At 60.9% G+C, this 22,282-nt stretch carries 19 protein-coding genes and 2 pseudogenes; 14 read left to right on the top strand and 7 right to left on the bottom strand.

Annotated elements, in window-relative coordinates:
- The first annotated feature begins 345 nt into the window (after nucleotides 1–345).
- Nucleotides 346–1,215: an SMP-30/gluconolactonase/LRE family protein gene (locus ACSKB8_RS17910; protein WP_438105496.1), complete on the top strand. Its 870-nt coding sequence runs from the start codon at nucleotides 346–348 to the stop codon at nucleotides 1,213–1,215.
- Nucleotides 1,216–1,523: 308 nt separating this feature from the next.
- Nucleotides 1,524–2,945, top strand: a pseudogene (locus tag ACSKB8_RS17905) (IS1182 family transposase).
- Nucleotides 2,946–3,373: 428 nt separating this feature from the next.
- Here the strand turns inward: ACSKB8_RS17905 and ACSKB8_RS17900 are convergent.
- A complete protein-coding gene (locus ACSKB8_RS17900) occupies nucleotides 3,374–9,244 on the bottom strand; it encodes an ATP-binding sensor histidine kinase (RefSeq protein ID WP_438105495.1) in 5,871 nt (1,956 codons plus the stop codon).
- A gap of 1,089 nt (nucleotides 9,245–10,333) precedes the next feature.
- Between ACSKB8_RS17900 and ACSKB8_RS17895 the strand changes: the two genes are divergently transcribed.
- The 3 genes and pseudogenes from ACSKB8_RS17895 (at nucleotide 10,334) to ACSKB8_RS17885 (ending at nucleotide 13,429) form a co-directional block, all read left to right on the top strand.
- Nucleotides 10,334–10,786 (top strand): (2Fe-2S)-binding protein, encoded by a 453-nt coding sequence (locus ACSKB8_RS17895; protein WP_438105494.1) that lies wholly within the window; start codon nucleotides 10,334–10,336, stop codon nucleotides 10,784–10,786.
- A 1-nt stretch (nucleotide 10,787) separates the two neighbouring features.
- Nucleotides 10,788–13,104 (top strand): annotated as a pseudogene (locus tag ACSKB8_RS17890) (molybdopterin cofactor-binding domain-containing protein).
- 64 nt (nucleotides 13,105–13,168) lie between these two features.
- Nucleotides 13,169–13,429 (top strand): hypothetical protein, encoded by a 261-nt coding sequence (locus tag ACSKB8_RS17885; RefSeq protein WP_438105493.1) that lies wholly within the window; start codon nucleotides 13,169–13,171, stop codon nucleotides 13,427–13,429.
- A gap of 57 nt (nucleotides 13,430–13,486) precedes the next feature.
- On the opposite strand, the gene ACSKB8_RS17880 is transcribed toward ACSKB8_RS17885, so the two are convergent.
- The 3 genes from ACSKB8_RS17880 to ACSKB8_RS17870 form a co-directional block, all read right to left on the bottom strand.
- Nucleotides 13,487–15,214 (bottom strand): methanol/ethanol family PQQ-dependent dehydrogenase, encoded by a 1,728-nt coding sequence (locus ACSKB8_RS17880; protein WP_438110577.1) that lies wholly within the window; start codon nucleotides 15,212–15,214, stop codon nucleotides 13,487–13,489.
- Between the two features lie 70 nt (nucleotides 15,215–15,284).
- Nucleotides 15,285–15,698 (bottom strand): ubiquinol-cytochrome c reductase iron-sulfur subunit, encoded by a 414-nt coding sequence (locus ACSKB8_RS17875; RefSeq protein WP_438105492.1) that lies wholly within the window; start codon nucleotides 15,696–15,698, stop codon nucleotides 15,285–15,287.
- A 288-nt stretch (nucleotides 15,699–15,986) separates the two neighbouring features.
- Nucleotides 15,987–16,265, bottom strand: coding sequence for a hypothetical protein (locus tag ACSKB8_RS17870; RefSeq protein ID WP_438105491.1), 279 nt, complete (start codon nucleotides 16,263–16,265; stop codon nucleotides 15,987–15,989).
- 83 nt (nucleotides 16,266–16,348) lie between these two features.
- On the opposite strand from ACSKB8_RS17870, the gene ACSKB8_RS17865 reads away from it, so the two are divergent.
- From ACSKB8_RS17865 to ACSKB8_RS17855, 3 genes are all read left to right on the top strand, one after another.
- Complete coding sequence (locus ACSKB8_RS17865) at nucleotides 16,349–16,927, top strand: hypothetical protein (protein WP_438105490.1); 579 nt, start codon at nucleotides 16,349–16,351, stop codon at nucleotides 16,925–16,927.
- 241 nt (nucleotides 16,928–17,168) lie between these two features.
- Nucleotides 17,169–17,447 carry a hypothetical protein gene (locus ACSKB8_RS17860; RefSeq protein WP_438105489.1) on the top strand — a complete coding sequence of 93 codons (279 nt, stop codon included), beginning with the start codon at nucleotides 17,169–17,171 and terminating at the stop codon, nucleotides 17,445–17,447.
- Between the two features lie 118 nt (nucleotides 17,448–17,565).
- Nucleotides 17,566–17,817, top strand: a complete 252-nt coding sequence (locus ACSKB8_RS17855) for a hypothetical protein (RefSeq protein ID WP_438105488.1) — start codon at nucleotides 17,566–17,568, stop codon at nucleotides 17,815–17,817.
- A gap of 405 nt (nucleotides 17,818–18,222) precedes the next feature.
- Here the strand turns inward: ACSKB8_RS17855 and ACSKB8_RS17850 are convergent, their stop codons facing one another.
- The 3 genes from ACSKB8_RS17850 to ACSKB8_RS17840 form a co-directional block, all read right to left on the bottom strand.
- Complete coding sequence (locus ACSKB8_RS17850; RefSeq protein WP_438105487.1) at nucleotides 18,223–18,810, bottom strand: ImmA/IrrE family metallo-endopeptidase; 588 nt, start codon at nucleotides 18,808–18,810, stop codon at nucleotides 18,223–18,225.
- Nucleotides 18,811–18,971: 161 nt separating this feature from the next.
- Entirely contained in the window at nucleotides 18,972–19,121 is a 150-nt protein-coding gene (locus ACSKB8_RS17845; protein WP_438105486.1) for a hypothetical protein, read from the bottom strand.
- Nucleotides 19,122–19,308: 187 nt separating this feature from the next.
- Complete coding sequence (locus ACSKB8_RS17840) at nucleotides 19,309–19,527, bottom strand: hypothetical protein (RefSeq protein ID WP_438105485.1); 219 nt, start codon at nucleotides 19,525–19,527, stop codon at nucleotides 19,309–19,311.
- Nucleotides 19,528–19,954: 427 nt separating this feature from the next.
- On the opposite strand from ACSKB8_RS17840, the gene ACSKB8_RS17835 reads away from it, so the two are divergent.
- The 6 genes from ACSKB8_RS17835 to ACSKB8_RS17810 all read left to right on the top strand — a co-directional run bounded on the left by ACSKB8_RS17835 (nucleotide 19,955) and on the right by ACSKB8_RS17810 (nucleotide 22,054).
- Nucleotides 19,955–20,110 carry a hypothetical protein gene (locus tag ACSKB8_RS17835; RefSeq protein ID WP_438105484.1) on the top strand — a complete coding sequence of 52 codons (156 nt, stop codon included), beginning with the start codon at nucleotides 19,955–19,957 and terminating at the stop codon, nucleotides 20,108–20,110.
- Nucleotides 20,107–20,289 carry a hypothetical protein gene (locus ACSKB8_RS17830; protein WP_438105483.1) on the top strand — a complete coding sequence of 61 codons (183 nt, stop codon included), beginning with the start codon at nucleotides 20,107–20,109 and terminating at the stop codon, nucleotides 20,287–20,289. The genes ACSKB8_RS17835 and ACSKB8_RS17830 overlap by 4 nt, the downstream gene beginning before the upstream one ends.
- A 61-nt stretch (nucleotides 20,290–20,350) precedes the next feature.
- Complete coding sequence (locus ACSKB8_RS17825) at nucleotides 20,351–20,866, top strand: hypothetical protein (RefSeq protein WP_438105482.1); 516 nt, start codon at nucleotides 20,351–20,353, stop codon at nucleotides 20,864–20,866.
- A 168-nt stretch (nucleotides 20,867–21,034) separates the two neighbouring features.
- A complete protein-coding gene (locus ACSKB8_RS17820; RefSeq protein WP_438105481.1) occupies nucleotides 21,035–21,487 on the top strand; it encodes an Hsp20 family protein in 453 nt (150 codons plus the stop codon).
- Between the two features lie 67 nt (nucleotides 21,488–21,554).
- Nucleotides 21,555–21,875, top strand: coding sequence for a hypothetical protein (locus ACSKB8_RS17815; RefSeq protein ID WP_438105480.1), 321 nt, complete (start codon nucleotides 21,555–21,557; stop codon nucleotides 21,873–21,875).
- Between the two features lie 56 nt (nucleotides 21,876–21,931).
- Nucleotides 21,932–22,054 carry a hypothetical protein gene (locus ACSKB8_RS17810; RefSeq protein WP_438105479.1) on the top strand — a complete coding sequence of 41 codons (123 nt, stop codon included), beginning with the start codon at nucleotides 21,932–21,934 and terminating at the stop codon, nucleotides 22,052–22,054.
- The last annotated feature ends 228 nt before the right edge of the window (nucleotides 22,055–22,282 follow it).

The raw sequence follows: 22,282 nt of genomic DNA, 5'->3' as shown, positions 1-22,282 counted from the left end.
CCCACTGAGCAGACCTCAAGCAGACGTGCCGCCACTTCGCTGATGGGCCAAACTCCAACTCGGTCACGCTCTGACCCGCGCTTCGGCGCGGGCGTCTTGCTAGGCCACTGTTGATTACTATTGTTTTCCGAGCGCAATCGAGTTCACCCGTGTTGAGGTCGCTGTACCCGACCTTCAACATCGCCATCGTTCCGCGCCGCGCTTCTCCCTGAAGCGCAACATTCGACCCGCACAGGAATGGAATAATCGTTCGTTCCGTCTTCCGGTATGCGGGACATAAATCGTGAAACGGGCGGGAACATCTGGCGTGGTAGCCTAGCTGCGGGCAATCACGAGGAGGCTATCATGAGGACACCTCAACTCTCGGCATTAGTGTTTGCTATGCTCAGCTTCAGTGCCGTCGCCGCAGAACCTCAGAAGGTGTGGGAGGCGAGTGGCTTCAAGCAGCCCGAGTCGGTCGTCTTTGACCGAGCAGCGGGGGCTATTTATGTGTCGAACGTCAACGGCGATGCGATGAAAAAGGATGGCAACGGTTTCATTTCAAAGCTCGGGCCGGATGGAAAGGTCGTGACAATGGAGTGGGTCAAAGGCCTCGACAGTCCGACCGGGCTCGCGCTTGCCAACGGCAAGCTGTACGCGGCAGATGTGGATCGAATTGCAGAAATCGACGTCGCCAAGGGCGAAATCATCCAGAGATACGAGGCACCTGGATCCAAGTTCTTGAACGACCTCACGGCTGACAAGACGGGACGGGTCTACGCATCCGACATGGTGACAAACAGCATTTGGGTGCTCGACGGCGGCAAGCTGTCTCTCCTGATGCAGGATGACGCGCTCGACAACCCGAACGGGCTCCTCGCCGAGGACGGAAGGCTTGTGGTCGCGTCGTGGGGCAAGATGGCCCCGGATTTCTCAACCAAGGTGCCCGGCCACATGAAGGTGGTCGATCTCGCGACGAAGAAAGTGTCTGCTCTTGGTGACTCGACACCGGCCGGCAATTTCGATGGTGTCGTGCCCGATGGCAAGGGCAACTATCTTGTCACCGACTGGATGAGCGGCGGCCTATTCCACGTTGCGAAAGATGGCAAGCCGACGCGCCTCCTTCCGCTCACGAAGGGGAGCGCCGATCTCGGCGTGGGGCCGGACAATATCATCATGATCCCGATGATGATGGACGGCACTGTTCTGGCTTACAAAGTCGATACGCAGCGATGATCGGTGTGCCAGCAATGGTTTCGCAACAGAGCTTCAGCTCGCAATTTGCGCAGGGGCCAAAGCGGGTCAAGTTCTGACGTGGATCGTGCTGCACGTCTCTCGTTGTCGAAAGTGAGGTGGTTGGCTGCATGACTGCTTTGGGTCAGGAGCGCCCGTCAACGCAACCATCGTGCAACGTCTGGTCTCCCGCAGGCAGCCGACATGGCGGCGGCCCTTTCGTTGTTCAGCTTAGGGCCCAGGCTGTGTGAAAAGGCTCTGTTTGCTGTGATTCGGGCGATAAGATTCCCGGCGATTTTGCGGGGCATCTGATGAAGCGCTTTGTTGAAGGGTTGGATCGGGGGCAGAGCACGCTGTTTCCGTCGTCGCTCGATGACTATGTGAGCGGGGATAATCCGGTCCGAGCGGTCGACATATTCGTCGACGGTCTCGATCTGGATAAGCTCGGCTTCGTTGGCGTCCAGCCACTTCGACACGGGGCGACCCGGCTACCATCCCGGCATGATGCTCAAGATCTACATCTACGGCTACCTCAATCGCGTGCCGTCGAGCCGACGGCTGGAGCGGGAATGCCAGCGCAATATCGAGATGATCTGGTTGACCGGGCAGTGGGCGCCGGACTTCAAGACCATTGCGGACTTCCGCAAGGACAATGGCAAGGCCATTCGTGAGGTCTGTCGCGAGTTCGTCGCACTGTGCCGCAAGCTTGATCTGTTCAGTGCAGCAAGCGTCGCCATTGACGGGTCAAAGTTCAAGGCTGTCAATGCGCGGGACAAGAGCTTTACCGAGGCCAAGATGAAGCGGCGTCTGGAGCGGATCGATGAGAGCATCGCCCGCTATCTCTCGCAGCTCGAGACCGCTGATCGGCATGGCGACACGGTGCCGGAGGCGAAGGTTGAGAAGGGCAAGATCGAGAAGCTCAAGGAGGAGATCGGCCGACTCAATGCGATCAATGCGGAGATGATAAAGAGTGAGGACAAACAGATCTCGCTGACCGATCCTGACGCGCGCGCTCGATGGCGACAAGTGGCAAGGACACCGGGATCGTTGGCTACAACGTAGATTGCAGTTGATACGCAGCATCATCTCATTGTGGCTCACGAGGTGACCAACGTGGGCAGCGATCGCCACCAACTCGCCAACATGGCCAGGCAGGCACGCGACGTCGAGACTCTCGAAGTCGTGGCAGATCGCGGCTATTACGATGGCGAGGAGATCAGGGCCTGCGAGGAAGCCGACATCACGGTGACGTTGCCGAAGCCGATGACTTCGGGCGCCAAGGCTGCTGGCCGCTTCGGCAAACAGGACTTCGTCTATGTCGCCGCCAATGATGTTTATCGCTGTCCCGCCGGCGAGCGGCTAACTTATCACTATACGAACGTAGAGGACGGAAAGACACTGCGCCGCTATTGGACAAGCACCTGCAAGACCTGCGCGCTCAAAGCTCAGTGCACGACAGGTCCCGAGCGCCGCATCTCACGCTGGGAGCATGAGGCCGTTCTGGAAAAGGTTCAGGATCGGCTCGACCACAACCCCAATGCAATGGGGGTCCGCCGTCAGAAGCGGAGCATCCGTTCGGCACGATGAAGTGTTGGATGGGAGCAACACACTTTCTCACGAAAAAGCTGCCAAAGGTGGCCACCGAGATGGCGCTCAACGTGCTCGCCTACAACATGAAGCGCGTGATGATGCTCGTGGGCGTAGGCGGATTGCTGGAGGCGATGCAGGCGTGAGGCCGGCCTCTGCGCGACCAAATCAGCGCCTACATGAACTCTTGGTTGCCACTGAGATGAGAGGTCGATTCCACTGAGTAAGAAGCTCGGCGGCCGCGAAATGCGCCGGTGCGCCCCAAGTTGCGGGATTTTCACACGGCCTGGGCCAATAGGCGACATCTCAGCCGGACATGAACGGGGCCGCCAACTGTGGCGGCCCCCGGGGAGGTTGGTCGTGATCGCTGTCAGTCGTTGCAACATGGCGGCTGACGCTTGAACTCGATGCTCTGAATGCGGTGCTCGGCCATGGGCTTTCGTCCTTCGAAAGCCCGGCATAGCCGTCAAATCTTAAATTCGCCCCTGTCCGGCCCAGGGCCCACTCCAGATTGACACTTCGGAACTGGCGTGAACGCCGGAGCGGGGTCTCAAAAGCAACCCATGCGGGATGGTCACGACGCGCTGCCCGGGTGGGCTGGCACCGTGAAGTGGAAAGTCGCGCCATGGGGCGCATTGGACGTCACCCACAGGCGCCCAGCATGCGCTTCGATGATCGAGCGGCAGATCGACAGTCCCATCCCCAGACCGCCAGGCTTCGTCGTGTAGAAGGGGTCGAAGATGCGCTTGAGAGCGTCCGGGGCCAATCCTGGTCCCGAATCCTTCACCGCGACGATAATGCCGTCAGATTCGGCCCGAGCGGTCGTAATGAGCAGGCTTCGCGATCCCCTTGCGACCGTGCCCATGGCTTGGATGGCATTGACCATCAGGTTCAGGATCACTTGCTGCAATTGGACGCGATCACCTTCGACGAGTGGCAAACCGTCTCCGAGTTCCGTCTGCATCGCGACGTCGTTCTTCACCGCTTCGCTGCGGGCGAGCTCGATCACGCCCCGAATGGCCTCGTTGATATCCAGGCGATCCTTCAGCGGCGGTGCTTTTTTGATGAGATCACGTATCCGCCCGATGATGTCGCGGGCTCGATCAGTGTCGTTCACAACATAGCCGAGCATGTCCCTGGCTCTCCCAACAGCCGGCGGGTTTCTGTCCAAGAAATGCAGGGCGGCATCGGCATTCATCGATGCGCCAGCGATCGGCTGGCTTACTTCATGGGCGATCGAGGCCGTGAGCTCACCCATGGTGGCGAGGCGGTTCGCATGCGCCAATTCCCTTTGCACCTCCCGCAAGGTCTCTTCGGCCCGCTTGCGCTCGGTGGTGTCCCGTCCGACGCCGCGGTAACCTATGAAGCGCCCTGCATTGTCGAGGACCGGCAGTCCCGAGATGGACACGTAGCGTTTGCCGCCGTCGGGCGTAGGCCGCGCCAGCTCGAAATCACGGAATGGCAGGTGGGCATCGAGCGTCTCCCGGTGCTTGCGCCAGGCCTCCGCGTCAGGCTCCAAATAGGGCACTTCCCACCACGTCTTCCCAATTTCAGAGCCAGGCGCCGGCGCGTCGGCAAGACGTTCGCCGAACTCCTGGCGGGTGAAGCGATGCTGCGTATCGGATTCCCAGTACACGTCGAAGGAGAATTGTACAAGGGTGCGAAAGCGCTCCTCGCTCTGCCGCAGCGCCTCTTCCGACCGCTTGCGCTCCGTCAGGTCGACGACAAAAGAGACGCCGTAATCTCGTCGCTCGTCGAATGCAGCCATGCCGATCAACACGGGCACGCGGCTGCCGTCCTTGCGGAAATATTCCTTCTCGAACGGCTGCACACTCCCCATCATCTTTAGCTCCGGGATCCACAATCGCATGTGGCGGTCAAGCCACTCCGGCGGTGTAAGGTCAGTCCAGCGTAGGCGGCCCGAAATGAGATCCTCGCGATCGTATCCTACGATGCGGAGAAACGCATCATTCGCCTCCAGAATCCGACCTCCAAGCTCCCAGATGATAATCCCGATGATGTTGGCCTCGACCAGGCGCCGAATCCTAGCCTCGCGTTCTGCGAGATCCTGGTACAAGTGAGCATTCTCCAGCGCGATTGCCGCCTGCGAGGCGAGCAGCTTTAGCACCGCGATCCGACCCGACGCGAAGACATGCGTAGCCAGATTGTTTTCCAGGTACAGCACACCGATGAAATTGGCATGAGCGATCACCGGCAGGCCGAGAACAGAGCGCGCTTGGCGCTGAATGATGTAGGGATCCGCTGAAAACGTTTTCTGGGCTGCGGCATCATCGAGAATGATGCTCTCCCGCGTACGCAAGATGTAGTGGAGGATCGCCTCCGGCAAGAGTGCTGCAGTCACGGGTTCGTCGCGCAGCTGCACGACGACCGTGTCGCCGTCGGTGGTCGCTTCGGCGGCAATTCGCAACTCGGTCCCGTGCGACAGAACCAACAAGCCGCGCTCGGCGCCCGCGTGTTCGATAGCGGTGCGCATGACGGTGATGAGCAGCTTCTCCCGGACGATTGCGCCCGAGACCGCTTGCGACAACTTGATGACGGTGGCGAGGTCGAGCTGCTCCAGGGGGGTCCCGATCGTGCTCGTCGGGCCGGCCGCCGCTGTTTCCTCTGCCAGATGGGCATAGACGCGGTCGAGTTGCCGCACCTTGCCATCAGCCCCCCACCGCAAATAAGCACGCCGAGCGTCGGCCAAGTACGCACGAGCGATTCTCTCAAATCCGCGGGCCGCGTAGAAGCGTGCGGCCAGTTCGTTGGCAAGCGCGTCGTTTTGAACAAAGCCATTGGCGCGGGCCGAGCGGATAGCGTGTTCATAGAGGCGCTCGGCATCGAGCTCGCGGCCCTCCAAGCGGGCGACCTCCGCCTCGACCAGCGCAGCGCGATTCTCGAAATTCTCCGGACAATTCTTTGCCCAGATTTGGATCTGTCGCCGGTGCCCCGCCAGTGCCGCGAGGTACTCCCGGTACTGGGGAGGCGCGGCGGAGGCGCAGGCCATCGCAAGGGACAATGCACCATAGAATTCGTATTCGGCAGTTTCGAGCTGAGATATAGACGTCCACAGCAGCCGCTGCGCCCTTTGTGACGCCTCAATCGCAGCCGCGTAGTCGCCTGCAAAAAAGCGCGCCTGCTGCTTTCGGATCCAATACCAGCAGTCCGCTCGCATGAGGTTGGCATTCTCGGCGAACCGGCGCTCCGTCTGAAGCTCTTCAAACTGCTCATCGTCGAAGGAGCCGAATTTCGACGTCAGCCCCCGCAGGGTCCGGATGAGCTGCAGTTGGCTGACGACAACGTCAACGACCAGCCCGAACTGTGCCGTTTTCGCAAACGCGAGGCCACTCTCGACTTCGCGTTGTACCTCGGCGAGCGGGTCACCAGCCGCGAGCAGATTCGAATTCAGATTGACGCGGGCGTACGCGGCGAACGTGAGGTCGCCTGTTTTGTTTGCGACGTCGAAAGCCCGAAGCAGCGAATCCCGCGCACTCCGGACATGTCGCGTCCATGGCGCGAGGTGCGCTCCGAAGAGCATGTAGGTCTGCGCATGAAATCGCGTCAATCCGCCCCGTTCGACCAATTCATATCCGAGCAGACCAAATCGAAATCCCGTCTCGTAGTCGCCGAAGCGAGGACCGGCAATCATCCCAAGCCTCATATAGGCAACGCACGAGGCATCGCAGTTTCCGTGCTCAAGGCTGAGATTAACCGCTCGACAAACGGTCAAGGAAAAGAGGTTCAAATCCGTGAATAGTGCAGGCGGCAGCAGCCTGGTCAGCACGCCCAGAGTCGCGAGAGACACCGGATCACTCATTAAGGGCAGATCGATCAGAGCTTCGATACGGCGCCCGCCAAGTTGGGACCGGACGCGGTCGTATTCACCTCGCGCCTCCTCCTCCGTGGGATGGGGTGGCCAGTCGATGGTCAGGTGGCGGAGGTAATCGAGAGCAACAGCAATTGCATCGCTACTCCGATCGAGCCTCGTGTACAGGTCGATGCGCAGGCATGAGACCGTGGCTAACTCGACAGGGCCGGCCGCACGGTCTGAGAGAGCCATCAGGCGTCGCTCCGCTTCCGCCAGCGCACCGGTCAGAAACTCGCATTCTGCCCGGTTGATCTCCAGCGAGAAGGCAAGTTCATGCCTGCTCTCCCAGCAATCCTCCAGCAACAGGGCCACGCCGGCATTGATATAAGTCAGTGCCGAGTCATAGGCGGTAGACGCTTTGGCGCGCTTGGCTGCGAGCAGGTTGAGCTCGGTCAGCTTGGCTTGTTCGTCTCGTGAGGTGATCAACGCAACGCCGCGGTTGAGCTGATTGACAATGTCGAAGATCACGTCCCCGTGTTGCTCTGTGGGAGTATTCGCCGCGAGCAGTCGGCCGATGGCGAGATGGGTTTCCGCACGCTCGGCTTCCGGTTTGCTTGAATAGGCGGCTTCCTGCACCCGGTCGTGGGTGAATCTGTAGTAGCCTTGCCGTCGCTCGACCAGCTCCTCGTGCGCGGCTTCCCACAGCGCTGCGTCGACTTCAGCCGCCGATCTTCCCAGAACAAGGGCCAACAGCGTGATCGTGGCGGTGTTACCGAGACAGGCGAGCTGCTGCAACGCTGCCTGCGTGTTGGCCGGAAGGCGCGCGAGTTTGCCGACCATGAGGTCCACCACATTGTCGGTATAGCCCTTGGCGCGAATGAGATCGAGATCCCACGTCCAGCACGACGACGTATGATCGAACGCAAGCAAACGCTCCTCGACGAGCTCGTGGAGAAACTGGATGGCGAAGAACGGATTGCCGCCCGCTTTCTCCTGCACTAACTGCACCAGGGATGCGGCATAAGTCGGCTCGCAACGCAACGAGTCGGCGATCAGCTGCCCGACATGCTCGGTGGCAAGCGGCGCCAGCGCGATCTCCTCAACGATGCCGCTGCGGTTCTTGATGGCGGCGATCTTGCGCCGCAGAGGATGCGCGGCATCGACCCCGTTATCGCGGTAAGCGCCGATCATCAGCAGATGGCTCACATCCGCCTGAGTCAGCAGATCCTCGAGCAGGTCCAGCGTCGCCGAGTCGAGCCATTGCAGGTCGTCGAGGAATAGCGCCAGCGGATGCTCCGGTCGCGCGAACACGCCGATGAACTGCCGCACCACTTGGTGGAAGCGCCTTTGCGCATCCTGCAGAGCCAGGTCGGGTACCCGCGGCGGCTCGCCGATGATGAGCCTCAGCTCGGGGACGAGGTCCACCAATAGCCCGCCGTTCGGGCCTAACGTCTTGTGCAGGGCATCGCGCCAGGGCGCCAGCTCGACCTCGCTCTTCGCCAGAAGGCCCCGGAGCAGGCTGCGGAACGCCTGCGCCAGTGTGGCATAGGGAATGTCGCGCTTGTATTGGTCGAATTTGCCGTCGGCGAACAGGCCGCGCGAGGGCACCAGCACCTTGTGCAGCTCGTTGACGACAGCTGACTTGCCGATGCCGGCGTATCCCGAGACCAACACCAGCTCAGGCGTGCCGCTCTGGACCATGCGGTCGAAGGCCGCGAGCAAGACTTCGATGTCTCGCGCGCGCCCATACAGCGTCTCGGGGATGAGCAGTCGGTCCGGGATGTCGCGCTCGCCCAGGGGGAAGTGGTCGATCCCCTGCCGAGCCTCCCAGGCGGCGAGGCAGCGCCGGAGATCGCTCTCCAGACCGGCCGCGGTCTGAAAGCGCTCCTCGGCCGTCTTGGCGAGGAGCTTCATGATGATGGCCGAAAGGAAATTGGGCACTTGCTTCCGACGCTCGGCGGGCGGCACAGGCCTCCTGGCGATATGGCAGTGCACCCATTCCATCGGATCGGCTGCGGTAAACGGGAGCGCCCCGGCGAGCATCTGATAGAAGGTGACGCCCAGCGCGTATAGATCACTGCGCGCGTCGATCGAGCGGTTCATTCGTCCGGTCTGCTCGGGTGCCATATAGGCGAGGGTGCCGGCGATGGTTTCAGGCGGTTCGGGTGATTGGCGCTCGCGCGGGAGTCGCGAGGCAATGCCGAAACCCGTGAGTCTGACTTCGCCGGTCGCGCGATTCACGATGATGTTGTGCGGCTTGATGTCTTTGTGCACGAGCCCACGCTGATGGACCTTGCCAAGAGCTGCCGTGATGTGGACGGCGAGATGCAAGAATGTTCCCACTTGCATGGGCGCTTGGAGCTGGCGCTCCAGCGGCTCGCCGCCGGGATCCTCGAGCAACAGCACGGGCCGGCCGCCCTCACTGACAAGTTCGAGCGGCCGCAAGGCCCACGCGCTGTCGAGTTCGTCCTTTAGTGCATATTCGTGAGCCAGGCGATCCCGGCTAGTTGATGGGGCGTGCTCAGCGGGAAGCACGGCCAGCACAGTTTTGCGGCCACCATCGGAGCCCTGGCGCGATGCCCGGCAAAAGATGCGGTCGTCGTCCTCCCATAACACCTGGAAGTCGCTGTCCATGCGCGCCGAACCGAAAGACGGGGTTCAACTGCTGGCCTCTACGGCACCCGATGTCGGGTGGCGAGATACCTGTTGAGCTCGTTGAATAAAATCGAGCTTGCCACAGATGGAGCGGCGTGGCCAGCCGAGCTAAGCTCGACTACCAACGGAGCGGTCCTGAATTCTGGCTGCCGATCACGTGCGGCGTGGTCCTACGCCCGGAATGAACGCGATCGATCCCGATCGCGGCGTCGGCCGTGTCTCCCATCCGCTTCACGCAGATTGCCTGCCCGCGTTAGATCGGAAGAGGAGCGATTTCATTGGCGCCGCGCGATTCTAAGTCCTTGCGTCTACCAGTTCCGCCACGTCCGCGACCTTGATTTGATACCTTTTTGCCCTGTAGCTGCAATTGTAGACAGCCAATGCTTCGCAAGCCCGACCTATTCCGGCCCTGGCGCTCGGATTAAAGGACCCAGGATGGGGCTATGAACTGCGCAAGCATTGTCGCAGTAAGCGTCCTGTGACTATGTCCTCTCGCAAAGGGCGGGCTCGCGCGGCTTGAGGCCATTTTGCCGGTGAAATGCATAGCGAGTTTGGGTGCGCAGCCTTTGCTTACCGAGCCGTGCCTCAAGCCTTCAGGCGTCCCAGCCGGAATAGCCTGGTGACTTCGACCTCAGAAGGGCTTACCGGCAGCCGCCTGAAGGTCAGCATCGTTCTTTCTCAGGCACCCCGAGGGTGGCCTGATCGTGCCGGGCCCCCGCTAAGCGCGAAGAAGCGGTCCCTGAGGTGGAAGCTCGTTTCTTCGTGCCTGACCATGATCAAAAACGCTCAAGCAGGCGCGACGGTCGGAAAATGCAACAGCCAACAAGTCGTTGTGAACCCTACGCCCTGCGGCTTTGTGATAGCTTCATGAACGTCCATACCTTGAACACAGCAAAAGCAATACAGGAGGATGGACGCCAGACACATACATTTAAATCAGCCTTCCACGGTGCCGTCCTTCAGCGAGCTCAGTCGTTTCGCGCTGACTGTAAGGGATCCCAGGAAAGATCTTCTCGCTCATCTCGATGAGACGCTCCAGGCGGTTCCGTACCGAGAGGAGAGATCATCATGATCAAGGTGAAGATTAATGGCCAAGAACAGAACTGGGACGGCGATCCCGATCTGCCGCTACTCTGGTTCATCCGTGACGAGATCGGACTGACGGGCACGAAGTTCGGCTGTGGCCAGGCCCTCTGCGGCTCATGCACGGTGCTCGTCGATAAGCAGGCGGCGCGTGCCTGCGTCACCTCGGTGTCAGACGTCAAGGACCGCGAGGTCATCACCATCGAAGGCCTTCACCCAACCGGCGATCACCCCGTTCAAAAGGCGTGGCGGCAGCTTAACGTCCCACAATGCGGATTCTGCCAGACCGGTCAAATCATGCAGGCTGCGGCGCTGTTGATTGAGAATCCCAGGCCGTCGCGTGACCAAATTCGCCAATCCCTGTCCGGGAATATTTGCCGATGCGGCTGCTATCAGCGCATCGAAAACGCCATCCATCTCGCGTCGACGGGGGTGTGACATGAACATCCTTACCAATCCCAGCAAGCTTCGCGGTTTTGAGAAGCACATTAAGATCGAGAACGTTTCGCGCCGCAGCATTCTCAAGGGGCTTGGCCTCGCCGGTGGCTTTGTGCTCGCCGCTCCCGTCATGATGCGCCCAGCCCTAGCTTACGAAACCGGCGCCAGTCAGATGCCACACGGCACCGTGGTCGATCCGCGCGTGTTCGTGTCGATCGCGCCGGACGGCATCGTGACAGTCCTCGCGCACCGCGCCGAGATGGGCACCGGCGTGCGGACTAGCCTGCCCATGATCGTCGCCGAAGAAATGGAAGCCGACTGGAAGCGTGTGCGCGTCCAGCAGGCTCATGGTGATGAGGTCAAGTACGGCAACCAGGACACCGACGGCTCGCGCAGCACGCGGCACTATCTGATGCCCATGCGCCAGATCGGTGCGTCCGCACGCACCATGCTCGAGCAGGCCGCGGCAAAGCGCTGGGGCGTGCCCGCCACCGAGGTGAAAGCCTCCAACCACGAGGTTGTCCATGGCGCAAGCGGCCGCAAGCTTGGCTTTGGCGAGCTGGCCGCCGACGCCGCTCAGCAATCAGTGCCGAGCGTCGAAGGCTTGAAGCTGAAGGACCCAAAGGATTTCCGCTATCTCGGCAAAGGCGAGATCGGAATTGTCGATCTGCATGATATTACGACCGGTGCAGCGCGTTACGGCGCCGACGTGCGGCTGCCCGGCATGAAATACGCCGTAATCGCTCGGCCGCCTGTGACTGGCGGCAAGCTCGTCTCGTTTGACGGGTCCGAAGCCATGAAGGTCTCGGGCGTCGAGAAGGTCATGGAGGTCAAGGGATGGCCGTGGCCGTCCAAATTCCAGCCGCTCGGCGGCGTGGCCGTGATCGCCCGGAACACGGGGGCGGCGATCAAGGGGCGGGATGCGCTGAAGATCCTCTGGGAAGATGGACCGAACGGCAAGTACGAGTCGGGTGCCTATCGCAAGGAGCTCGAAGAGGCCGCGCGCAAGCCGGGCCTCGTGGTGCGCAAGGAAGGCGACGTGGAAGCCGCGCTGACGGGCGCCGATAAGGTGATCGTGGGCGAGTACTTTCTGCCGCACCTTGCTCACGTCGCCATGGAGCCACCGGTCGCGGTCGCTGATGTCAAAGGCGACAAGGCCGAGATCTGGGCGCCGGTTCAAAGCGCCGGCGGAACACGTGAAGACGTGGCCAAGACGCTGGACATTCCCCAGGAGAACGTCACCGTGAACGTGACGCTGCTGGGCGGCGGTTTTGGCCGCAAATCTAAATGCGACTTCGCGATCGAGGCTGCCCTGCTCTCCAAGGAGCTCGGCGCACCGGTCAAGGTGCAATGGACACGGGAAGATGACATCCATAATGGCTTCCTGCATACCGTATCCGTGGAACGGATCGAGGCAGGGCTCGATAAGAGCGGCAAGGTGATCGCCTGGCGCCACCGCAGCGTGGCACCCAGCATCGCCTCGACCTTTGCCGCCGGAACGGTGCATCAGGCTCCGTTCGAGCTTGGCATGGGCTTGGTCGACATGCCCTTCGAGATTGCCAACGTCAGCTGCGAGAACCCGGAAGCGGCTGCGCATACTCGCATCGGCTGGTTCCGATCGGTGTCGAACATCCCGCGTGCTTTCGCGGTGCAGTCGATGGTCGCCGAGATCGCGCATGCGACCGGCCGCGACCAGAAGGAGATGCTGCTCGAGCTGATCGGCTCGCCCCGCATCCTCAAGCTCGAACTCGGTGAAGGACCTCTGGAACTACGGCGAGCCCTATGACAGCTACCCGATTGACACCGCACGGCTGCGCAGAGTGGTCGAGCTGGTAGCCGAGAAGGGCGAATGGGGCCGTCAGGTCCCGAAGGGCCACGGCCTCGGCATCGCCGCGCATCGCAGCTTCGTCAGCTACATCGCGACCATCGTCGAGGTGGCCGTCGACGACAAGGGCAAGCTGGCGGTGCCACGCGTCGACACGGCGATCGATTGCGGCACCTATGTCAACCCCGAGCGCATCCAATCCCAGATCGAGGGTGCTGCGATCATGGGCCTCAGCCTCGCCAAATATGGCGAGATCACCTTCAAGGATGGCAAGGTTCAGCAGAAGAACTTCGATGACTTCCCGGTGATCCGAATCGATGAGTCTCCCGCGGTGACCAATGTCCACATTGTGCCGCCCGGTCCCGAGACGCCGCCGAGTGGCGTCGGCGAGCCGGGCGTGCCGCCCTTTGCGCCGGCCCTGATCAACGCGATCTTCGCCGCAACGGGGAAACGCATTCGGGCGCTGCCGATCGGTAAGCAGTTGGAGACGTGAGACGGTACGCCTGTGTGCGGCCGTTTCGTCGTTCCGAACACAAAATTGAACAGGAGACGGATCAATGAAAGCCACCCCAGCGGCACTTGCGGCATCGCTATTGTCGGGCGCCCTTGTTCTGAATGCACAGGTTGCGAGCGCGCAGACAAATCCGCCGCCGGCCACCGCCACCCGGCCGGAAGCGAACCCCTCCGGTCAAATCTCCGTGCCCAGCAATGCTCCGCCCGCTACCACGACCCAGACCACCGGCGAGAGCAGCCGCGATCCGATGGTAAAGAAGATGAACGAGGACGAGAAAGCCAAGGTCGAAACCAAGGGCAAATGAAGGCAGAAGCGGCAGGACTGGCAGTCCGCCGCTTCTCTCCTCGACCCTGCCGTTAGTCTACTTCTTGACGGCGAACACCCAGACCACGCCGCCTTGCGGCACGTTGTTTTCCACCCCTACATTCTGGGTGACGAGCGCATCCTGGATGCGTTGTGCATCGACGCCCCAGCCGGACTGAATTGCGATGTACTGCGTGCCGTCCACCTCGTAGGACACCGGCATGCCCATGATGCCCGAGTTGGTCTTCAGCTCCCACAAGAGTTCGCCGCTTTTGGCATCAAAGGCGCGGAAGTTGCGATCGTTGGTTCCACCAACAAAGACGAGATCGCCGGCAGTGGCGAGTACCGACCCGAACAGTTGCGATTTCGGGAACGTGTGCGACCAGACTTTCTTGCCGGTTGAGGGATCCCAAGCCTGCAATTCGCCAATGTGTGTGGCGCCGGGACGGAGCGTCAGTCCGATGTCCTCTGGCTTAGTGCCGAGCCATAATTCGCCGGGCTTCAGCGCAACCTTCTCGCCGGTGAAGCCGCCGCAGGTATTCTCGTTGGCCGGCACATAGACGTACTTGGTCCTCTGGCTATAGGCAGCCGAAGGCCAATCCTTGCCGCCCCACAGTGACGGGCAGAACTCGACCCGCTTGCCGACCACCGGCTTGTGCGCGGGGTCGACGATCGGCTTACCGGTCTCATGCTCGATGCCTTTCCAGACGTCGGTATGAACATAGGGCCAGCCGGCTACGTAGCTGATCTTCTCCGGCTTACGCTCCAAGATCCAGAAGATCGCGTTGCGCCCCGGATGAATCAGGCTCTTGACCATGCGGCCATCTCTTTGCAGGTCGACCAGTATCGGAGCCTCTACTTCATCCCAGTCCCAGGAGTCGTTCTGGTGGTACTGGAAATGTGTCTTGATCTTGCCGGTATCGGGATCGAGGCCGAGCACGGAGCTCGTATAGAGATTGTCACCGGGGTGTGCGTCCCCCGGCCACGGCGCAGCATTACCAATGCCCCAGTAGATGGTCTTGGTGTCCTTGTCGTAATTGCCGGTCATCCAAGCCGATCCGCCGCCGGTCTTCCAGTCGTCGCCGGTCCACGTTTCGCTGCCGGGTTCACCCGGCGCTGGAATGGTGAAGGTGCGCCACAGCTCCTTGCCGCTATCCGCGTCAAAGGCCACGACATAACCACGGACGCCGAGCTCACCGCCAGAGCCGCCGACGATGACCTTGCCGTCGATGACGAGAGGCATCAGGGTGAGATACTGACCCTTCTTGTAGTCCTGGACTTTGGTGTCCCAGACCACCTTGCCGGTCTTCGCGTCCAGGGCAACCACGTGATCATCGGTTGTGGCCAGATAGATCTTGTCCTGCCACAGACCGACGCCGCGATTGGTCGGATGCAGCTGGAATAAATCATCCGGTAGCTGGCGCTTGTAGCGCCAATACTCTTCGCCGGTCTTGGCGTTCAGCGCGATCACCTGCCCCATCGGGGTGGTGATGAACATCACCCCGTTGTTAACGATCGGCGGCGCCTCATGGCCCTCGATCACGCCGGTGGAGAAGGTCCACACCGGGGCAAGAGTCTTGACGTTGGAGGTGTTGATCTGGTCGAGCGGACTGTAGCCCTGCCCGTCATAGGTGCGTCGGTACAGCATCCAGTTGCTCGGTTCAGGATTTTCTAGCCGGGCTTGTGTCACCGGGCTGTAAGTTTCAATCGGACCGCCGAATGCGGCGGTTGCAACAAAGGTCGTGCACGCAACACAACCCGACAATAGCCATTGCCTTTTGGTCATGGACGTCATCTCCTTAAGCTCTTTCAATGCGACCATCTGAGGCGCGGGAATCCGATGCGACCGCGCCTCGTCACCCTGCTTGTTGAGCACCTACCTTTCCCACGAATGCTGCAGCTATAGTGAGCGAGCCGTCGGCTATTGCAAGCGGCAGCGCTGCCAAACGCCGGGGCGCGGGCCCGAACACGACTTGCGCGCTTTCTCGCGGATTGAACTCGGAATTGTGACAAAAACACTTGAGAACGTCTTTGTCGCCTACCTCGGACTTCAGCCAGCCGGTGACAGAACATCCGGCATGAGTACAGATCGCCGAATAGGCTGCAATGCCGTCAGCGGAGCGCGAGCGGGTCTCCTCATCCATCTCGCCGGCATCCAGCCTTATGAGAAGGATCTCGTTCAGCCGAGAGCCGTTGCGGACGACCGAAGTCTTTGGGTCCTTTGGCCAGGCGTGCAGCGGCGCTTCACCGAGCTTCACGTCGTCGGGCACGATGAGGGCGCCGGCGCGGTCACCTTCTGAGACCACCAGCAGATCGCCTCTCCTGGGCCGATCGCTGCTGCCGGGCTGGTCTTCCTGCGCTGCAGCGAACCTCCTCGCCGTCAGAAACGCTCCGAGCGTGGCGAAAAAAGCGAGCGTCGCGTTTGTTTCGGACTTCGCATGGTCCGTCTCCAGGCCCGCTGGCGGGCTCGAAGTCAGTCACGTGGGGCTTCTCGAGCGAGGCGCAAGAGCAATGGACGACACGCCAGGCGCGCGGTCGCGCACCAAGTGAGACTCAGCTCACCGCTGTTTTTCGCCGCTACCTGGCACCCCCGTGGAGGTGCCACTGGTTGAGCCGGTTGTCGGTGGAGCCGTGTCAGTCTTTCCAGGGGGATGAGCAGAAGCACCTGGCTTTTCCTGCTCGCCGACATAGCCTGACTCGCCGGACTGGCGGGTCTTGATGCCCTTGTCCGCCTCCTCCTGCACCTGCGGGTTCGGTGCCGTCTGCTGCTGCGCCAGCGCCGGCAAGGCGAACGTAATTCCAACAGCTATAAGCATCGCAACAATTGTGGTTCGCATGGCAGTCCTCCCCATCGTAGCGCGCACTTTGTACGACAACGAACGCACCTGCTCGCAAAAGTTTCCTCACCCATCATCCATATTTGCGAAAGACGATCCCGCACGACGCGCGGCGGCCAAAGACGGCTTACCGCCTGCTCTCGCCCGAGCATTTTCGCGGACTTGCGGGAGTCGACACCGGCGGGCCTTCCCTGGTCAGCGTGTACCTGCAGCTGACCCCCGAGCGGGGCGTTGGCCGCGCATGGCACTCGGCTTTCTCGGCGCTCGTCCATACGATCCCTCAAACGACCGACCGCGCTGTGCGCGCCACGGCGGAGTCCGACATACAGGCGATCGAGCGCGCGCTGAACGAGCAATTGCCGGAATTGGGGCGTGGGGTCGCATTCTTCGCCTGCCGCGAGCGCGCGATCTGGCACCAGATCGCCCTACGATCCGGTTATCGGATCCATATTGCGCGCCGCCCCTACTTGCGGCCGCTGCTGCGCAACCAGGGCCGCAGCGACCGCATGCGGTTGCCCTGCTCTCGCGCGAGCGAGCCGGTTCTTTGTCAGCCATCTCGGTACGGTCGAAAAGGTCTACCGGTCAAGGGCCAGCGCATCCGCGGCATGCTGACGGACCGGGTCCCGCGGGACCGCCGGGACGCATTGGCAATCAGATCCTGAAGGACGAGGCGAAAGCGCTGGCGTCGATCGCGGAAATGATCGGCCGCGAGTTCGAAACGTCTTACCTGTTGCTATCCGCCCCACCCGACATGGGCGCCGCCTTCCGCGACCATCTGTCCAAGGCCGTCCTGGCTCGGCTTGCGTCGTTCGAAGCGGGCGCCCATGCATCCGCGGCAGAGATTGGTGCCGCGACAGCGGGCGCGCAGCAGCAGCTCAGGGCCCGCGAGGAGGACGAGCTTGTATGCGGCTGCGGGAGACGGATCCCGCGACGGTTTCGACCGGAACGCCCGATCTCGAGGCCAAAGCGGCACCGATCGTCCAGACGTATTCCGAAAACTACCAAGAAATTTATCGGAGAGTTTCGACGACGGCGAAGCGCTGTTTCGCCGGCAACGTCGGCGCCTACGCATCCTTTGCGGTCGACTCCGAATTGTATTCAGAACTCGGCTATGGAGAGCTAACACCACTTTCTTATCAATATGGGCACGCGCAATTACTACGTTTCCGCCCGTGTCGATAAGCAGCCGACTGGCTCCAAGCTAACGGTTCGTTCAGGCAACACCTTGGCGAGCGAGAGATACAAGACGCTGCTATTGGGGTGGGCAGGCGGAGATCAGCATTGTCCGGTGATTTAGAAAATGAAGATTGCAATCTTATCTGCGGTAGATGTTGCTGGTTGGTACACCGCGACACTAATGGAGCGAGGGCACGAGATCACGATCGGCCCCTTCGGTCACGCGCCCACGGCGGTGACGAGTATGATTGAGGACGGAATTGAGGGCGTTCTCATCTTGACCGATGACGATGAGAATTTGGAGGAGATTGCTGCGCGCTTCACTAGGGCAACTGGCCGCCCCGTATGGCGCAATATGATCGAAATCCCGCGGTGACGGGCGGCCCTGCACATTCGACTCGCGCTCGGGCGGTGGCGACCGCCTTCTTGACGCGGTAAGCGCTCTCTAGGGGGAAGATGATGCTTCGTTGGTTTGCTGCCGTCGCCGCGCTCGCCTGCTCCACGAGCCCGGCCAGTCCCTACTTTGACACTGGTAACTCGCTGTACGAACTCTGTCAGAAGGCGGATGGTCCTGTCGTTGGATCTTGCGTTGATGCTCGGTCACGCGATTGGGCTGCATCTTCTCCACAAACCACAAACATTTGACTATGAAGAATTGTCTTTCTTCTTTGCGGGGCGACAGAGTTTCAAGGGCGTCTTCGGCGGCCTTCCATATCCAATTTTCTGGATCGACATGAAGCCATCTCCCTCTCTTGAGGGAAAAGAAGATGAGTTACAAAACCTAGAGCCGTTGAAGACTGAGCTGGTCTATAAGTTTTGCACTGAGTTTGTGCGAGAACATGATGCGTACTGCTTCACGCCCTACATCATGGGTACTCGCCGCCTCGCTGGAGACTCCGAACCTATCCGCGACCCGAGTTATTGAGCCCGATAGCGAGACATGAGCCTCCCGGAAAGCATTCGCCGGCATCAGAAATCCTGCGGCAAACCAATTGGCTTCCCATTCTACTTGGCCGGAACCGTAGCGCAGAGCTTCCATCCGCTCGATTTGAGCGCCGTTTCGCCTCGCATAAATAAAGTGCAGAAAGTAGTGACCGAGTTCATGCGCAATAGTAAATCGGTCGCGCAAACGTCCGGTGTGTGAGGCGAGAAGAATTTCGAAATTTCCCTCGCGCTCGATGCGAATCGAGCCAGAGGAAGAAAACTTGCCAAAATCTAAGATATTCTGACTGAGGATGCGTCCACCCAGCTTGGCAACGATCCCGGAGAGTTCATCCCCAGGACGATACCCAAAGTGGTCAGCAAGATCCGAGGCGAACTTGACCGCTACCCATGCGCTTATGAAAGTGCGGTGGCGGCCGATACGCAACTTATCAATCAGTTGGGAATGGCTCCGGGGCCGAGATACACGCAATCGTGCGTGTGGATAAGACCCGGGTAGGGAAGTCAAGCCGAGTGCCAAGGGACACACTCATCTGAAATTTTGGGCCCTTGGCTTAACCCCGGACCTCGCATAGCTTCGGCGAAGGTTTAACGTCTCACCGGGATCAACAAATGAGCCGTTTCCTGCTGTGCTGCATAGCCATTACCTGCGTTGCGGCGGTCCTTGTTTTCCGTTCTTCCGAAGCGAATGCCGTCTATTGGCGCGGCATCACTGCGCCAACGAACATCGATATTCATGGTTGGCCGATCATCAAAGAACCCCCACCAAGCCCATGCCAGTGGATACGGGTGAGCGGTGGCTACTGGGTCCGACAGTGCGTTTACTAAACTGTGTATCCCAATGTCTGCTTAGCCACGAAGAGCGGTGCAAAGGCAGACATCCAGGTGACGCGATGGGCCACTTCCGGACTCATGCAGCGCAGCATCATTCGATCACCTCGTCGGCGCGGACGAGTATCGAAGGCGGTACGGTGAGGCCAAGTGCCTTGGCAATCTTTATGTTGATCACCAACTCGAATTTGATCGGCTGCTCCACCCTGTCGGGACCAATCAATTGCGAGTCGCATAAGTCATTGATTTTTCGAGAGGCGCCAAAAAATCGCGAGTCGAAAAAACCAAGAATCGTGAGTCGATTTTTGTACAAACCAAGAGATCGCGAGTCGGTATCGCCGATGCGCTTGATGTTGGGTAACGAGGATGGTCGATCCCGCTAGATGTAGTGCGGTCTGCGCGGCTTCAATGGATCATGACTGGGGGCATTCGGGAGCCGGCAGTGCTGTGCACATTTCGATCGCAAGGCGTAGACGTCCCTCGATTTGAGAATCCCCCGACGAGCGCAAATCCGCGATCTTCGCGAAACTCGGCGGACGTATTCCTGCAAGAGGTCGTAAAGCGGGGGAGCCACGGGGCGGTTTTGATGCACTCCCGCAGGTTTTCGTCGTGAGTCGGAAGCTAAGAACTTCGCGTCGATGCACGTCAACAAATTTGGCCGTAGCGGCCGCCAATGAGACCCATGTGAAACCTTCGGCGGCTACTCCGTCCCCGTACCTTCATCGAACGGAGTGATTGCCATGACATCTCGACGTACCGACTTCGTCCTCGACCTCCTGGACTTCATGGAAGAGAAGCTTCGGGAGGCGCTGCGGGACGAGACCTCGCCGTCAGCGAAGCCGCCGACGCCGTGCCTCTGTTGCGCGACCGCCTTCGCGACGACGAGGTGGTGTTGACCCAGTTTATGCTGGTCTTCGACAATGCGCTCCACGAGCCGCACGCCTCCGTGCTCTGGCGGAAGCTTGCCCAGATGCCGCGCGACGACTTCGAAGCCGAGGTCGAGGCTCTGCTCAAGCCGGGCGGCACGTTCGCGGCGCTGCGGGCGGTCGCGGTCGCTCCCCGAAGACTAGACTGATTTTCGGCAGGACCCGACTCGGATGGCCTGGGCTCGTTACGCCAAGAGGCGGGATCCTCCGATGGCAGCCGATCCGAAGCCGACGAAGAAGGAGCGAAAACGCCGGCCGCGCGAGCCAGACGTCTACTACGTCGTCGCCATCGACGGCTGGGGTTGGGGCTATTCGCTCAGCCTCAACACGGAGCGCAACGCGGCCGACCCCTACCACGAATTTCGCCATCTCCAGGTCCGGGGCAGGTTGCTGCATCCGAAGGGTCTGAGGACCGACCGGATCGAGCTGACGTTCCTGCCGTCGAGAGACCTGGATCTGGAGGGGCGGAAGGCGCTCCGGCCGCTCGGCATCGGATCGCTCGACGGCTACGGCGATCCGATCACGGGGTTGCTCCCGCCGCCTATGGATGCGATGCATCCGATTCTGCAGATGATGGTTGGCGACCGCTTCCGGTTCATCGTGATGCACGGCACGAAGTTCAGCCATCGGCGGGCGACGCTCCATGGCTTCCGGTTGGAAATGAGACTGGACCCGGACGATCTGCCAGAAGGGGTCGAACTGCCGAGCCGAGCCGAGATCCGTTGACCAATTTCCCGCGAAAAAAATCGCATCCCCCTTGAAACTTTTTCGCGGCTTCTAAATTTTTTTGTCGCCGCAGACGCGGTCAGGGTGCCTTCGGGGCCCTGCAAGGCGGGCGCCGGTCAGGTGTCCGGTGCCGGCTCGTACCCATCTTGCTCTGAGGAGGATTTGGCTATGAGGTATGATTGGACTCCACTGTGGAGGTCGACCATCGGTTTCGACCGTCTTTTCGACGTTCTCGACGAGGTCCAGCGGACCGCCGAAGAGACCTATCCCCCTTACAACATCGAACGCTTCGACGAGAACCGCTTTCAGATCTCGGTGGCGCTCGCCGGCTTCTCGCCGGACGAAGTCGCGCTCACGGTCGAGCAGAACGTGCTGACCTTGGAAGGCCACAAAGCCGAGAAGGAGGAGAAGACCTTCCTCCATCGCGGGATCTCGGCGCGCAATTTCAAGCGCCAGTTCACGCTCGCAGATCATGTCGAGGTCAAAGGCGCTAGGTTCGAGAACGGCCTGCTGATCATCGACCTGCAACGGGAGATCCCCGAGGCGATGAAGCCGCGCCGCATCGACATCAACGGCGCGACCTCGGGCAACGTCAAGCAGATCGAATCCAAGGCGGCTTGATCGGCCTGAGACGTCCACGATCCACGCCGCCGCGCGGACACGCGCGGCGGACACCCGCAACTCGTCCATGTCAGGAGGCGACCATGCGGCCGACGTATTCGATTTCGACTACCTCCTTCATCCCGGCACTAGGTTCGAGCATCCTCGGGATGTGGTTTCGCATCCGGACCTCAGCCCGGGCGAGAAGCGCGCTGTTTTGGCCTCATGGGCCTCGGATGCATCTGCGATCGCATCCTGCCCGTCCCTGCGGGCACCGGAAGGGCTGAAGGCTCCCGTCACCATCGACGAGATTCTCGAGGCGCTATGCGAGCTCGACGGCGGGCCACGCCAGCCTCCCGGCGGCAAGCCGATGCGCCTTCGCTCAACCGAGCGCTGCGCTGCGGCTTGAACGAGCGAGGGAGGACGGCGTCCATTCGGGAGAGGCGGCGCTGTCCACCTTTCGCGATGGCCGCGAGCTGGAAATCGCAGGGCGTTGCCGACAGCGTACTGATCGAGAAGCCGCTTGTGCCGGCGCAATTGGCCGCCGCCGTGTCGCAGCTGCTCGACACCGGTACCCCGCCTGTCTGAACCGGGATCGTGCTGAGGCTCCGAACCTTCGATCGGGCCTTCGGCGGTGCACGGCGGTTCAGCGGAAGCTTCGGGTGAGGGCTCCCACATTGCCATCAGTCCGTGAAGCCCAATTGCCGGCGGTACGCCCGGAAATCGCCTTCGGCGCATTGGCACGCTGCTTCAAATGCAGGGCGGACAGTCTCGAGATCGGCGGCGCCATCGGCGCCATTAACGCAGAGCCGACAT

The organism is Bradyrhizobium sp. BR 1432 (genome assembly GCF_051547705.1).
GTDB lineage: Bacteria > Pseudomonadota > Alphaproteobacteria > Rhizobiales > Xanthobacteraceae > Bradyrhizobium > Bradyrhizobium zhanjiangense.
Note: the sequence above shows the minus strand (reverse complement) of the source record. Positions and strands in the feature narration are given on the sequence as shown.